General features: G+C 59.4%; 14 protein-coding genes and 1 pseudogene. 8 read left to right on the top strand and 7 right to left on the bottom strand.

What is annotated here, in order from left to right; translation table 11 throughout:
- Positions 1-37 precede the first annotated feature (37 nt).
- Genes C4J89_RS18950 through C4J89_RS18940 form a run of 3 tightly spaced genes read left to right on the top strand, consistent with a single transcriptional unit; the run spans position 38 to position 2,025 of the window.
- Entirely contained in the window at positions 38-1,159 is a 1,122-nt protein-coding gene (locus C4J89_RS18950; RefSeq protein ID WP_124363871.1) for a beta-ketoacyl-ACP synthase III, read from the top strand.
- Between the two features lie 24 nt (positions 1,160-1,183).
- Positions 1,184-1,798 (top strand): RNA polymerase sigma factor, encoded by a 615-nt coding sequence (locus C4J89_RS18945; RefSeq protein WP_124363870.1) that lies wholly within the window; start codon positions 1,184-1,186, stop codon positions 1,796-1,798.
- Positions 1,792-2,025, top strand: a complete 234-nt coding sequence (locus tag C4J89_RS18940) for an anti-sigma factor (protein ID WP_124363869.1) — start codon at positions 1,792-1,794, stop codon at positions 2,023-2,025. The genes C4J89_RS18945 and C4J89_RS18940 overlap by 7 nt, the downstream gene beginning before the upstream one ends.
- A 31-nt stretch (positions 2,026-2,056) precedes the next feature.
- Here the strand turns inward: C4J89_RS18940 and C4J89_RS18935 are convergent, their stop codons facing one another.
- Positions 2,057-3,379, bottom strand: a complete 1,323-nt coding sequence (locus C4J89_RS18935) for a putative porin (RefSeq protein ID WP_124363868.1) — start codon at positions 3,377-3,379, stop codon at positions 2,057-2,059.
- A 282-nt stretch (positions 3,380-3,661) separates the two neighbouring features.
- Here C4J89_RS18935 and C4J89_RS18930 point away from each other — a divergent pair, with 282 nt between their 5' ends.
- A complete protein-coding gene (locus C4J89_RS18930; protein WP_124415286.1) occupies positions 3,662-4,786 on the top strand; it encodes a GNAT family N-acetyltransferase in 1,125 nt (374 codons plus the stop codon).
- Between the two features lie 205 nt (positions 4,787-4,991).
- Here the strand turns inward: C4J89_RS18930 and C4J89_RS18925 are convergent, their stop codons facing one another.
- The 4 genes and pseudogenes from C4J89_RS18925 to C4J89_RS18910 all read right to left on the bottom strand — a co-directional run bounded on the left by C4J89_RS18925 (position 4,992) and on the right by C4J89_RS18910 (position 8,698).
- Positions 4,992-6,824, bottom strand: coding sequence for an ABC transporter ATP-binding protein (locus tag C4J89_RS18925; RefSeq protein WP_124415285.1), 1,833 nt, complete (start codon positions 6,822-6,824; stop codon positions 4,992-4,994).
- Between the two features lie 94 nt (positions 6,825-6,918).
- Positions 6,919-7,482: a peptidylprolyl isomerase gene (locus C4J89_RS18920; protein ID WP_124415284.1), complete on the bottom strand. Its 564-nt coding sequence runs from the start codon at positions 7,480-7,482 to the stop codon at positions 6,919-6,921.
- 3 nt (positions 7,483-7,485) lie between these two features.
- A pseudogene (locus tag C4J89_RS18915) lies at positions 7,486-7,745 on the bottom strand (alpha/beta fold hydrolase); the annotation flags it as partial.
- Between the two features lie 29 nt (positions 7,746-7,774).
- Positions 7,775-8,698 carry a LysR family transcriptional regulator gene (locus tag C4J89_RS18910; protein WP_124363864.1) on the bottom strand — a complete coding sequence of 308 codons (924 nt, stop codon included), beginning with the start codon at positions 8,696-8,698 and terminating at the stop codon, positions 7,775-7,777.
- Between the two features lie 49 nt (positions 8,699-8,747).
- On the opposite strand from C4J89_RS18910, the gene C4J89_RS18905 reads away from it, so the two are divergent.
- From C4J89_RS18905 to C4J89_RS18895, 3 genes are all read left to right on the top strand, one after another.
- Positions 8,748-9,062 carry a 3-phosphoglycerate kinase gene (locus C4J89_RS18905; RefSeq protein ID WP_124363863.1) on the top strand — a complete coding sequence of 105 codons (315 nt, stop codon included), beginning with the start codon at positions 8,748-8,750 and terminating at the stop codon, positions 9,060-9,062.
- Positions 9,063-9,213: 151 nt separating this feature from the next.
- Positions 9,214-9,813 (top strand): FMN-dependent NADH-azoreductase, encoded by a 600-nt coding sequence (locus C4J89_RS18900; protein WP_124415283.1) that lies wholly within the window; start codon positions 9,214-9,216, stop codon positions 9,811-9,813.
- 201 nt (positions 9,814-10,014) lie between these two features.
- Positions 10,015-10,878 (top strand): carboxylate/amino acid/amine transporter, encoded by an 864-nt coding sequence (locus C4J89_RS18895; protein WP_124415282.1) that lies wholly within the window; start codon positions 10,015-10,017, stop codon positions 10,876-10,878.
- Here C4J89_RS18895 and C4J89_RS18890 read toward each other — a convergent pair.
- Positions 10,871-11,188: a hypothetical protein gene (locus C4J89_RS18890; protein WP_124415281.1), complete on the bottom strand. Its 318-nt coding sequence runs from the start codon at positions 11,186-11,188 to the stop codon at positions 10,871-10,873. The two genes, C4J89_RS18895 and C4J89_RS18890, sit on opposite strands and share 8 nt — an antisense overlap.
- 148 nt (positions 11,189-11,336) lie before the next feature.
- Between C4J89_RS18890 and C4J89_RS18885 the strand changes: the two genes are divergently transcribed.
- Positions 11,337-11,702 carry a histone-like nucleoid-structuring protein, MvaT/MvaU family gene (locus C4J89_RS18885; protein ID WP_124363859.1) on the top strand — a complete coding sequence of 122 codons (366 nt, stop codon included), beginning with the start codon at positions 11,337-11,339 and terminating at the stop codon, positions 11,700-11,702.
- Positions 11,703-11,706: 4 nt separating this feature from the next.
- Here C4J89_RS18885 and C4J89_RS18880 read toward each other — a convergent pair whose 3' ends face one another.
- On the bottom strand, positions 11,707-12,768 hold the full coding sequence (locus C4J89_RS18880) for an SDR family oxidoreductase (protein WP_124415280.1): 1,062 nt from the start codon (positions 12,766-12,768) through the stop codon (positions 11,707-11,709).
- Between the last annotated feature and the right edge of the window lie 62 nt (positions 12,769-12,830).

Below are 12,830 nucleotides of genomic sequence, written 5' to 3'. Positions count from 1 at the left end.
CCAATATCTTCTGCCTGACAGATTTAGAGGAACGACCGTGCATAACGTCGTCATCAGCGGCACTGGCCTGTACACCCCGGCCAACAGCATCTCCAACGAAGAGCTGGTGCAGTCTTTCAATGCCTATGTGCAGCAGTTCAACCGCGAAAACGCCGCTGCCATCGAGCGCGGTGACGTGCAGGCGCTGACTGAGTCCAGTGCGGCGTTCATCGAAAAAGCCTCGGGCATCAAGAGCCGTTTCGTGATGGACAAGGACGGCATCCTCGACCCTCAGCGCATGGCCCCACGCCTGCCCGAGCGCAGTAACGACGAATGGTCGGTGCTCTGCCAGATGGCCGTCGGCGCCGCCGAACAGGCCCTGCAGCGCGCAGGTAAGACCGCCGCTGATATCGACGGCGTGATCGTCGCCTGTTCCAACCTGCAGCGCGCCTACCCGGCCATCGCCATCGAGGTGCAGGAAGCCTTGGGTATCCAGGGCTTCGGTTTCGATATGAACGTGGCGTGTTCGTCGGCCACGTTTGGTATCCAGAATGCCGCCAACAGCATCCAGCTGGGCCAGGCCCGGGCGATCCTGATGGTCAATCCGGAAGTCTGCACCGGCCACCTGAATTTCCGTGATCGTGACAGCCACTTCATCTTTGGTGATGCCGCCACGGCGGTAATCCTCGAGCGGGCTGACCTGGCGACGTCCGAGCATCAGTTCGATGTGGTGAGCACCAAGCTGCTGACCCAGTTCTCCAACAACATCCGCAATAACTTTGGCTTTCTCAACCGCACGGCGGAAGAGGGCATCGGCGCGCCGGACAAATTGTTCGTGCAGGAAGGCCGCAAGGTGTTCCGCGATGTGTGCCCGATGGTGGCCGAGCTGATCGCTACGCACCTGGCGGAAAACCAGCTGGGCGTCAACGATGTGAAGCGCTTCTGGCTGCACCAGGCCAACCTGAGCATGAACCACCTGATCGTGAAAAAACTGCTCGGCCGCGAGGCCTCGGTGGAAGAAGCACCGGTGATCCTCGATACTTACGCCAATACCAGCTCGGCGGGTTCGGTGATTGCGTTTCACACCTATCAGGACGACTTGCCCAAGGGCTCCGTGGCGGTGCTCAGCTCGTTCGGTGCGGGCTATTCCATCGGCAGTGTGATCCTGCGCAAACGCTGACGCGCGTTTACATCGAGGTGTTGAATGGCCGCAGCGGACGACGCGCACCTGCTTGAACGCTTGCTCAAGGGCGAACAGCGGGCCTACAAGGAACTGGTCACCACTTACCAGAGTGCGATGCGGGCGGTGGCCTATGCCATCGTCGGGCAGCGGCATGCCGACGAGGTGGTGCAGGATGCCTGGTTGTCGGTGGTCCGCAACCTCGCCCGGTTCGAAGGGCGTTCCAGCCTGAAGACCTGGCTGCTGACCATCACGGCGAACGCCGCCAAGGGCCGCTACAAGCAAAATCGTCGCGAGGTGCTACTCGACGACCTGCCTTCCCCCCATGGCACCATCGGTGATGACCGCTTCACCCCGGACGATGGCCACTGGGCTGTCGCCCCTTATGCCTGGCACCAGGACACGCCGGAAGCCTTGCTGACCGAGGAGGAATTGCGTAAATGCCTGGAGCATACGATTCTGAGCTTGTCCGAGTTGCAGGGCAGCGTGCTGGTGCTGCGCGAGCGCCAGGGCCTGGAGCTGGAAGAAATCTGTAATCTTCTGACGCTCTCACTCTCCAATGTGCGCGTGCTGTTGCATCGAGCACGGCTTAAAGTCTTCGCAACCGTGGAGCATTTTGAGGAAACGGGCGAATGTTGACGTGTAAAGAACAAGTGGCACGTTCCAGTGACTACCTCGATGGGCAATTGACCTTTCGTGAGCGTCTGCTGGTGCGTCATCACTTGATGTTCTGCCCGAACTGCCGGCGTTTCATTCGCCAGATGCGCCTGATGCAGGCGACGTTGCGGATCATGCCGCAGGAGCCAGTGAAAGATGCGGACGCACTGGCCGAACGGCTCGCCGCCGAACGACGTAAAGACGTGTAGGCGCGAGCACGCTCGCGCCTACAGGGTGAAGTTAGAACTTGGCTTCAGCATCCAGTTGCAGCGTGTTGGTGTTGGCGTCACGCTGGGTACGGCTGGCGTAGTCAGCCTTGGTCAGGAAGTACGTGGCGCCCAGGGCGAAGTTCTTGTCGATGTCGTAGCTGACCTTCATCTTGTGACCGCGCGAACCGGTGGTGCCGTTGGCGAAGTCCGAATCGGTGAAGGCGCCCACGACCGCGTCGCGTTGCGTATCGCGGTAGTTATAGTCGAGGTTGAAACCGAACACCTTGGACTTGGCACCCACCAACCAGGCGGTGTCCTGATCGGTCACTGCATCGTTGTTTTTCACGTACTGGCCGTAGAAGGCCAACGGCACTGCCAGGCCGCCGATGTCCGCCTGGGCAAAACCTTCATACAGGCGGAATTCATTATTGGCCGAGTTGCCGTTGACCGCCAGTGCGCAAGGCGTGGTGGTGGTCGTGCAGCGGCTGTCCTTGTCGTTCTGGTAAGCGTAGACGCTGCCGCCCAGGGTCATTTTCAGGTTGTCGGTGAGTGAGAAGCGCGTGCCCAACTGGCCGGAGGTCAGGCGCAGGTCGTGGCGAAATTGCACGCCGTCGCCGTCGACGTTGTCCTTGAGGTTGTAGTTACCCAGGCTGCCGAACAGTTCGGCACTGGCGCCCAATGGATATTTGTAAGTGACTGCCAGGCCTTCGGGGTTGATGTCGCTGTCCCAGATCACATCGCCCATGCTCACCCACGGTTGCAGCATCTTGCCGCCGATCACGTGCAGGTTCTTGATCTGGTCCGGGTGGTAGTCGATGTAGCCGAGGTCCAGCCAGATCGATTTTTTATCGAAGTAACCATCCTGGTCCTGGTTGGTGGAGCGCGCATCGTCACCGCCGCCCGTGGCGATACGGATACCGGTGTCCACTTGCGGGTTGATTTCGGTGTAGGCGCCGAGGCGGGCCCGGATACGTTGACGGTCCTTGTCACGCCCACCGTTGTTGGGCTCGCCATCGATCTTGATGGTTTCCTGGCGAAAGCGCACATCGCCCTTGAACTGAGTCTTGGCGGCCCAGGCCAGCTTCTGGTCGAAGCTGCTCAGCTCGTTGGTTTTTTTCGCGGTGGCGGCGATCTGTTCGTTGGTTTCTTGTTGAGCTTGCCGGGCGATCTGCTGTTCTTTCTGGTCTTTGGCCAACTCGTTTTGCAATTCGGTGTACTGCGAAGCGGTGATCTGGCCGTTGGCCTTGAGCATGTCGAGCAACTTAGCGTCGACTGCAGCGCTGGCCGGAACGCTGAGGGCCAGCATCAGGCCGCCACACAGGGCCGCCGCAGTTTTAGTGGAAGCAAGACGCATATCAATCTCCGAAAGTGAGGAGGGATACAACCCCTCCAGGACACAACCGACCGATGACGGACGGAAAAAATGCCACCCGGCAACCCGGGTGCTCTGAAAACAGGCGTCAGTATCGCGGCGGTTTATGACGGAGTAGTGGCTAAGTGATTTCATCTGCATGACAACTTGTTTGCCGATGGAACTATCGGTTTAGAGCTGTGTCCGGCCATTTTTGGTGATGTGCATAGGGCTGTGATAGGCGATACTCGCCAGGCTTTCACGTCAGAAACAGAGAGGATGCCGATGCCGTTGCAACGCCTGCACAGCCTGTCCGAAATCACCCCGCAGGCCTGGGATGCCCTGGTGCCGCAGGCCCAGCCGTTCGTGCGGCATGCCTTCCTGAGCGCGCTGGAAGACAGTGCCAGCCTGGGGCCCCAGTCGGGCTGGCAGCCGGAGCATTTGCTGCATTGGGAAGGTGACCGGCTGGTGGCCGCATTGCCCGGCTATCGCAAGTGGCATTCCTACGGCGAGTACGTGTTCGATCACGGTTGGGCTGACGCCTGCGCGCGCGCCGGCATCGACTACTACCCCAAGCTGCTGACGGCTGTGCCGTTCAGTCCGGTCAGCGGCCCGCGACTGTTGGCCGCCAATGTCGAAGACGGCTTCGAGTTGTTGAACAGCCTGCCCGGTTACCTGGAAATCGAAGGGCTCTCCGGCGCCCATATCAACTTCACCGACACGTTGGCCGACGACGCACTGGCCCGGCAACCCGGCTGGCTGCAGCGCCTGGGCTGCCAATTCCACTGGCAGAACCGTGGCTACCGCGACTTCCAGGACTTTCTCGACGCACTGAGTTCACGCAAGCGCAAACAGATGCGCAAAGAGCGCGAGCAGGTGGCGGGGCAGGGCATTGAGTTCGAGTGGCTGCAGGGGCACGAGCTGAGCGAAGCCCAGTGGGATTTCGTCTACGCCTGCTACGCCAACACCTACGCGGTACGTCGCCAGTCGCCCTACCTGACCCGGGCGTTTTTCAGCCTGCTGGCCGAGCGCATGCCCGAGGCGATCCGCGTAGTACTGGCCAAACAGGGCTCACGCCCGGTAGCCATGGCGTTCAGCCTGATCGGTGGCGACAGCTTTTACGGCCGCTACTGGGGCTGCCTGGCCGAATTCGACCGGTTGCATTTCGAAACCTGTTTCTACCAGGGCATGGACTACGCCATCGCCCACGGCCTGCAACGCTTCGACGCGGGCGCCCAGGGTGAGCACAAATTGATTCGCGGCTTTGAACCGGTGATTACCCGTTCGTGGCATTACCTGCGCCATCCGGGGTTGAAAAACGCCGTGGAGGATTTCCTCGAACGCGAGCGAGTGGGGGTTCTGGCGTATGCCGAAGAGGCGCGGGAGGCCCTGCCTTACCGGCAGGGCTGACGGCCCCTTGCCCTAATGCCAGCCAGTTAAGAAGTAGAAAGGGTAAAAAGTAACCTGTGGCGAGGGAGCTTGCTCCCGCTGGACTGCGCAGCAGTCCCATTTTTGGGGCCGCTTCGCGGCCCAGCGGGAGCAAGCTCCCTCGCCACAGGTACAGTGATCCTCCTTAACTGACTGGCATTACCCCTTGCCCTGGGTTTCGATGCCTTCAATCGATCCCGACAAACCCACCCGTCTGATGCTGCCACAACCGCGCATACAGCCCGCCGTGTGCCAGCAATTGGGCATGGCTGCCGCTTTCGGCGATCTGGCCTTTCTCCAGCACCACCAGGCGGTCCATTCGCGCGATGGTCGACAGGCGGTGCGCAATCGCAATCACGGTCTTGCCCTGCATCAGGGTTTCCAGGCTTTCCTGGATCGCCGCTTCCACTTCCGAGTCCAGCGCTGAGGTGGCTTCGTCCATGATCAGGATCGGCGCGTCCTTGAGCAGCACACGGGCAATGGCGATGCGTTGGCGTTGCCCGCCGGAGAGTTTCACGCCGCGTTCGCCCACGTGGGCATCCAGGCCGGTGCGCCCTTCGGCGTCTGACAGCAGCGGGATAAACTCGTCGGCGCGGGCCTTGTGCACGACGGCCCAGAGCTCTTCGTCGGTTGCATCCGGCTTGCCATACAGCAGGTTGTCGCGGATCGAGCGGTGCAGCAGCGAAGTGTCCTGGGTGATCATGCCGATCTGTGCGCGCAGGCTTTCCTGGGCGACTTCGGCGATGTCCTGGCCGTCGATCAGGATGCGTCCGCCTTGCAGGTCGTACAGGCGCAGCAGCAGGTTGACCAGGGTCGACTTGCCCGCGCCGGACGGGCCGATCAGGCCGATCTTTTCCCCTGCCTTGATTTCAAGGTTGAGGCCGCCAATGATCCCGCTCTGCTTGCCATAGTGAAAATCCACCTGCTCGAAGCGCACTTGACCATGGGGCACGCTCAGGCGCGGGGCGTTGTCGCGGTCTGTCACCGCCAGCGGCTGGGCGATGGTTTTCAGGCCGTCCTGTACCATGCCGATATTTTCGAAAATGCCATTGACCACCCACATGATCCAGCCGGACATGTTGACGATACGAATCACCAGGCCGGTGGCCAGGGCAATCGCGCCCACGGAAATCAGCGACTGGGTCCACAACCACAAAGCCAGGCCGGTGGTGGTGACGATCAACAGGCCGTTCAGGAGGGTGATCACCGTGTCCATGCCGGTCAACACGCGGGCGGCCAGCTGGGCTTTTTCGGTTTGCTCGATGATCGCTTCCTTGGCGTATTCCTGCTCATTCTGCGTATGGGCGAACAGCTTCAACGTGGTGATATTGGTGTAGCCATCAACGATGCGGCCCATCAACTTGGAACGCGCCTCGGAGGAAATCACCGAGCGCTCTTTGACCCGTGGTACGAAGTAGCGCAGTGCCAGGCTGTAGCAGATGATCCAGGTGATCAGCGGCACCATCAGCCGCCAGTCTGCCTCGGCAAATAACACCAGGGAACTGATCGCATAGATCGACACATGCCAGATGGCCTCCGCCGTCGCCACGGCCGAATCGCGCAGGGAGTTGCCGGTTTGCATGATGCGCTGGGCGATGCGCCCGGCGAAATCGTTCTGGAAGAAGTTCAGGCTCTGCTTGAGCACGTAGCTGTGGTTCTGCCAGCGAATCAGGCTGGTCATGCCGGGGTTGATGGTCTGGTGCACCAGCAAATCGTGCAGGCCGTTGAAGATCGGGCGCAACAGCAGCGCGACCACGGCCATCCAGATCAGCTCCGCGCTGTGGACCTGGAAGAAATTCGCCGGCGGTGTGCCCTGGGCCAGGTCGATGATGCGACTCAGGTAGCTGAACAGCGCGACTTCGATGAGCGCACCGACCAGTCCTACCACCAGCAATGCGGCGAAGCAGGGCCACACCTGGCGCAGGTAATAGAGGTAGAAGGGCAGGACTTTTTCGGGAGGGGCCGCGCTGGGTGCATCGCGGAAGATGTCGATCAGTTGTTCAAAGCGACGATAGAGCATTAGGCTTGACGCCCGCCGTGCGGGCTCTCCTTTCAAATGCGCACGCCGCCTTGTGGGCAACGTGCGGAGCTACTTGCAGGTCTACCCGCAGACCTCAGTCGATGCGCTTGGCCGACTTGATCAGGACGGGATCGATTGGCACGTTCTGCATGCCTTGCTTGGTGGTGGTCTGGGAGTTGACGATGACATCGACCACGTCCATGCCCTTGACCACTTTGGCGAATACGGCGTAACCGGCATCGCGGCCCGGATCGAGGAAGGCATTGTCTGCCACGTTGATGAAAAATTGGCTGGTGGCCGAGTTCGGGTCATTGGTACGAGCCATGGACAGCGTACCGCGAACGTTATGCAGGCCGTTGCTGGCTTCGTTCTTGATCGGTGCTTCGGTCGGCTTCTGCGACATCTGCTGGGTGAACCCGCCGCCCTGGACCATGAAGCCTGGGATCACACGGTGAAAAATCGTGTTGGTGTAGAAGCCTTTATCGACATAGGCGAGAAAATTCTTGGTACTGATCGGCGCCTTGACCGGGTCCAGTTCGATTTCAATGTCGCCATTGGTGGTGGAGATCAAGACGTGGGGCGTCTTGACGGGCTCGGCTGCCATCAGGTTGGCAGCGAACAGAACGGAACCGGCAAAGAAGGCGATTTTTTTCAGCATGGGTCAGTGATCCTGGGTAGTGGCGTCGACGGAGTTTAGAAAGTCGAGCAGGGTAGCGTTAAAGACTTCGGGTTGGTTCTGGGGCGTGGCATGGCGGGAATCTTCAATCACCACCAGTCGCGCGTTGGGCAGCAGTTTTACATAGATTTCTTTCTGCGCCACGGGGGTGTAATCGTGGTCGGCGTTGATGACCTGGGTAGGACAGGTGATTCTGGAGCGTTGTTCCTGCCGCCACAGTGCACTATCGCGTCGAGCTTGCACAATTGAACGCAGGCCATGGGTGAACTCCGTTTCAGGCTTGCCGGGGGGCCGCGAAGGGCGCGTCCAGCGGGGCGGTATCGAAGGTGCGCAACAATTCCACGAGGATCTGCGTCGCCGGGCCCAAGGGTTTGTCCTTGTTCGAATACAAATAGAACGTCGGATGGCGGCTGCCGCCCTGTTCCAGCGGGAGTTGCTTGAGCACGCCTTCGGCAAGTTCGCGCTCGATCATGTGCCGGGGCAACCAGGCAAAACCCAGGCCGCTGCCCACAAACGCGGCGGCGGTGGCCAGGCTGCCGACGGTCCAGCGCTGTTCGGCGCCGAGCCAACCCACATCGCGCGGTTGCTGGCGGCCGGAGTCACGGATGACCACCTGCATCTGGCTTTCCAGGTCCTGGAAGCTCAGTTCACGATTCATGCGGTGCAATGCATGCTCGGGGTGGGCCACGGCGACGAATTCCACATCGCTCATTTCCGTGCCCAGGTAACCGGCGATGCTGAACCCGCAAATCGCCAGGTCGGCCACGCCTTCTATCAGCAGCTCTTCGACGCCGGAGAGCACCTCCTCACGCAAGCGCACCCGGCACCCTCTGCTCTGCGGCATGAATGCGGTCAGGGCGCGCACCAGGCGCGCATTGGGGTAGGCCGCATCCACAACCAGCCGCACCTCGGCTTCCCAGCCTTGTTCCATGTGATGGGCGAGGTCTTCCAGTTGGCTGGCGTTTTTCACCAGTTGCCGCGAGCGGCGCAGCAGCACTTCACCGGCATCGGTGAGCACCGCCTTGCGCCCGTCGATGCGCAGCAGCGGCACGCCGAGCTGGTCCTGCATGCGCGCCACGGTGTAGCTCACCGATGACTGCGAACGGTGCAGCGCTTCGGCCGCCTGGGCGAAGCCGCCATGGTCGACCACGGCTTGCAACGTGCGCCATTGATCGAGGGTAACGCGGGGCGCTTTCAAGATGAGCTCCTCTTGTCCTAAGCTGGCGGTCCTTATTGGAGACTGCCGAATGAGAAAATTCTGTTGTGTGTTGCTGGCGCTGCTGCCGATGAGCGCGTTCGCCTATCCCATCGACGTGACGAAAAAGATAGAGGGTGTAAGCATCGATTACACCGCGTCCGATGTGGACGGCGATATCAGTTCGATTCAGCTCAACAACTACGGCACGGCAGCGGCGGTGTGTTCGGTGGTCTTTACCAACGGCCCTGAAGCGCCGCGTCGTCGTACTGTCACCGTACCTGCGGGCAAAAGCACTAACACCACGGTCAAGTTCAACCGCGCGATCATCAAGATGCGCATCGCCCTGACGTGCGGGCCGAAATAAAGCAAAAGCGGAGCATGCCCAAGGAATTACTCCGCTTATAAACAAATTTATAGATGGGTTATAGCAGTTTTTTGTGCTTTTTAATCGAATGGGCCCTGGTTAATCTTTTCTCCATCGACTTACAGCATTTACCGATGGAGCCTACATGGCCATGTCCAACGTTCTGATCATCGAAAGCAGCGCTCGCCAGCAGGATTCGATTTCCCGCCAACTGACCCAGCAGTTCATCAGTCAATGGCAGGCCACTCATCCAGGCGACCGGATCACCGTGCGCGACGTGGCGCTCAACCCCGTGCCCCATCTGGACGCCAACCTGCTGGGCGGCTGGATGAAACCCGCCGAACAACGCAACGCTATCGAACAGGCGTCCCTGGACCGCTCCAACGCATTGACCGACGAATTGCTCGCTGCAGACGTCCTGGTAATGGCGGCGCCGATGTACAACTTTGCCATCCCCAGCACCCTCAAGGCCTGGCTGGACCATGTGCTGCGCGCCGGGGTGACCTTCAAGTACACGTCCACCGGGCCGCAAGGCTTGCTGACCGGCAAGCGCGCCATCGTGCTGACCGCCCGTGGCGGCATTCACACCGGCGCTGCATCGGACCACCAGGAACCGTACCTGCGCCAGGTCATGGCGTTTATCGGGATTCACGACGTCACCTTCATCCATGCCGAAGGCGTGAACCTGAGCGGTGACTTCCAGGAAAAAGGCCTCAACCATGCAAAGGCACTGCTTGCCCAAGTGGCTTGATCCTTTAATCGCCAGATAATCCCCCGGTGTTTATCTAGCGCCACGCAATCCCTTCAAGTACGCGTACCGAACCTCCCTTTGCACTTGTGCTCCTGAGTGCTCCTGCCCGACTGCCGCTTTAGCGAGGTCGGGTTTTTTTTGCCTCGAGTTTCTTCAAACATCGAAAAGCTTTAATGTCGCGCCATTCGAAACGAGGCGCACATGGGCTATTTACTGGTTGTTACCCTGATTCAGGCATTTTCCTTCAGCTTGATCGGCGAATACCTCGCCGGTCACGTCGACAGCTACTTCGCGGTACTGGTGCGCGTGGTCCTGGCCGGGCTGATCTTCATTCCATTGACCCGCTGGCGCGCGGTGGAACCGGCATTCATGCGCAGCATGCTGATCATCGGTGCGCTGCAGTTCGGCGTGACCTACGTGTGCCTCTACCTGAGCTTTCGCGTACTCACGGTGCCGGAGGTGTTGCTGTTCACTGTCCTGACACCGTTGCACGTCACCCTGATCGAAGACGCGCTCAACCGGCGCTTCAATCCCTGGGCACTGGTCGCCGCGCTGGTGGCGGTGGCGGGCGCGGTAGTAATCCGCTTCGACCAGATCACGCCGCACTTCTTGATGGGCTTCCTGCTGCTGCAACTGGCCAACTTCACCTACGCCGCCGGGCAAGTCATGTACAAGCACCTGGTGGCGCGCTATCCAAGTGATCAACCGCACTACCGGCGTTTCGGCTATTTCTACCTGGGCGCCTTGGTGGTGGTGTTACCTGCGTTCCTGCTGTTCGGCAAGGCGGACTTCCTGCCCCAGGCGCCGCTGCAATGGGGCGTGCTGGTGTTTCTGGGACTGGTCAGCACTGCGCTGGGCATGTATTGGTGGAACAAGGGGGCCTGCCTGGTCAATGGCGGCACCCTCGCGGTGGTGAACAACCTGCATGTGCCGGTGGGGCTGCTGCTGAACCTCCTGATCTGGAACCAGCATGAGCCTCTGGGACGACTGGCCCTCGGCGGCCTGGTGATTCTGGCGGCGGTGTGGGTCAGTCGGTTGGGGATCAAGCGGGCGTCGCTTACATAGCAGCGAGAGACTTGTGCCAGGCCGAATAGGGCGTGTTTTTCACCTGACATTGATTGAAGTCGGGTGAACCGTCATCCCACCAGACGGGCCCGCGCTCACCCAGATCAACCTTGGCCTTTTGAACCTTCGCCCTCGCGCTTTTCAGCTGGCCCTCATCACCTGACGCTTTCGCGGTTTTTACTTCACGACGCGCGTCCATCAGTTCGTTAACCAAACGCTGCCGAACGTCTGAGGGTAGTAAAGGATTACTGCATCGCCAGAGTTTGCTATTGACTAGGAAATAGCGGCCATCGGGCGTTGTTGGATACATCAATGGGCGTCTCCTACTCTTATACTCAATGACCTTGTTCCGTTACCTGGGATTCAATTTATTAATAAGGCGTACGCTTACAGTTCTATCAGCTCATGCTCGGGGCTTTTTTGGTGTAACGTAACAACACATCTAGAAGAGGTTTCCAATGTCTAAACTCGCAGAATTCCGCCAGCTCGAAAAACACCTCGCCGAACAGCTCCAGGCCCTCGAAGCTTTGAAGGGTGATGCCGGCCTCAAGAAAGAAATTGAATTCGAAACGAAGCTGCGCGATTTACTCGCAAAATACAGCTACAGCCTGAAGGACGTTATCAACTTGCTTGATCCACAAGCAGGACGTCGCGCTCCAGCCGTCGAATTCAAAGCCGGCAGCCGCAAGCCACGCCAGTTGAAAGTTTATAAAAACCCTCATACCGGTGAAGTCGTCGAAACCAAGGGCGGCAATCACAAAACATTAAAGGCTTGGAAAGCAGAACATGGCTCCGCGACTGTTGAGTCCTGGCTGGCGAAGTGACGACCTAAGGTATCAAGTGCATATCGCGTAGTTTGTCGAACACGTCGAAAAATGCTTGATCGCTCGCCTGGTAGGCGGTAAAGCCCATGGCACGGCTTTTTGACATATCCGTGACAACTTCAATGGGGCGACCAAGGTCTGCATCCGTGTGCCATGGGGACACCAGGCGACCTATATCGGGTTCTTTCAGGCCGTGTTCCGCGACCATTTGCGCCCATACGGCCTGGTCGTTAGCCATCTGCTTTTCAAGGGGTGAGAGTGACGCGGGATAATCGGCAGCAGGCAAGGCGAAATAGTCGGCAATTCGCCCCCACATCCATTTCCAACGGAATACATCGCCATTGGTGACGTTGAATGCCTGATTGGCCGCAGCCGGCGTGGTGGCCGCCCACAGTTGTTGTTTCGCCAACTGCCGTGCGTCCGTCATATCGGTGAGGCTGTCCCACTGCACTCTTGAGCCGGGAAACACAAAAGGGCGATGGGTTTGTTTGCAAATCGAGGCATAGACGGCGAGGGTGGTTGCCATATTCATCGCGTTGCCTACCGCAACCCCAGTGACGGTATGCGGGCGATGAACGCTCCATGTGAAGCCGTCCTTTTCAGCGGCGGCGAATAGTTCGTCTTCCTGGGCGTAGTAGAAATTTTCGATATCCAGACGACCCTGTTCTTCGCGAAACGGTGTTTGCGGAAGGCTGCCCTTACCATACGCTTCGAACGGGCCGAGGTAATGTTTCAGGCCAGTAACCAGGGCCACGTGCTCAACGCTCTTGGCTGGGCGAATGGCGGTGAGCACATTGCGTACCATGGCGGCATTAACGCGAATGTTCTCGGCCTCTGTGGCTTGCCGTGACCATGTAGTAATGAACACATGCGTGGGTTTCAAATCCGCCAGCGCATGTTGCAGCGAAGCTGGATCCTGAAGGTCTGCCGCGACCGGGATAACACCTTGCGCTTGCGACGGATGCCTCGACAGCGCGGCGACCTGCCATTTGTTGTCGATCAGTAACTGAGTGATGGCGCTGCCGACGATTCCGCTGGCGCCCACGACTAAAGCTGTCTGGCTCATACGTTTCTCCTGGATTTAGGTTTGGGAGTGCGCCTGAGCAACAGAGGTTCAACCTGAACCTG

The sequence above is a fragment of the Pseudomonas sp. R4-35-07 genome, assembly GCF_003852235.1.
Classification (GTDB): domain Bacteria; phylum Pseudomonadota; class Gammaproteobacteria; order Pseudomonadales; family Pseudomonadaceae; genus Aquipseudomonas.
Note: the sequence above shows the minus strand (reverse complement) of the source record. Positions and strands in the feature narration are given on the sequence as shown.

Coding starts and splice junctions, on each gene's coding strand:
- C4J89_RS18945 (WP_124363870.1), top strand. CDS start 1,184: ATGGCCGCAGCGGACGACGCGCACCTGCTTGAACGCTTGCTCAAGGGC.
- C4J89_RS18940 (WP_124363869.1), top strand. CDS start 1,792: ATGTTGACGTGTAAAGAACAAGTGGCACGTTCCAGTGACTACCTCGAT.
- C4J89_RS18935 (WP_124363868.1), bottom strand. CDS start 3,379: ATGCGTCTTGCTTCCACTAAAACTGCGGCGGCCCTGTGTGGCGGCCTG.
- C4J89_RS18930 (WP_124415286.1), top strand. CDS start 3,662: ATGCCGTTGCAACGCCTGCACAGCCTGTCCGAAATCACCCCGCAGGCC.
- C4J89_RS18925 (WP_124415285.1), bottom strand. CDS start 6,824: ATGCTCTATCGTCGCTTTGAACAACTGATCGACATCTTCCGCGATGCA.
- C4J89_RS18920 (WP_124415284.1), bottom strand. CDS start 7,482: ATGCTGAAAAAAATCGCCTTCTTTGCCGGTTCCGTTCTGTTCGCTGCC.
- C4J89_RS18905 (WP_124363863.1), top strand. CDS start 8,748: ATGAGAAAATTCTGTTGTGTGTTGCTGGCGCTGCTGCCGATGAGCGCG.
- C4J89_RS18900 (WP_124415283.1), top strand. CDS start 9,214: ATGTCCAACGTTCTGATCATCGAAAGCAGCGCTCGCCAGCAGGATTCG.
- C4J89_RS18895 (WP_124415282.1), top strand. CDS start 10,015: ATGGGCTATTTACTGGTTGTTACCCTGATTCAGGCATTTTCCTTCAGC.
- C4J89_RS18890 (WP_124415281.1), bottom strand. CDS start 11,188: ATGTATCCAACAACGCCCGATGGCCGCTATTTCCTAGTCAATAGCAAA.
- C4J89_RS18885 (WP_124363859.1), top strand. CDS start 11,337: ATGTCTAAACTCGCAGAATTCCGCCAGCTCGAAAAACACCTCGCCGAA.
- C4J89_RS18880 (WP_124415280.1), bottom strand. CDS start 12,768: ATGAGCCAGACAGCTTTAGTCGTGGGCGCCAGCGGAATCGTCGGCAGC.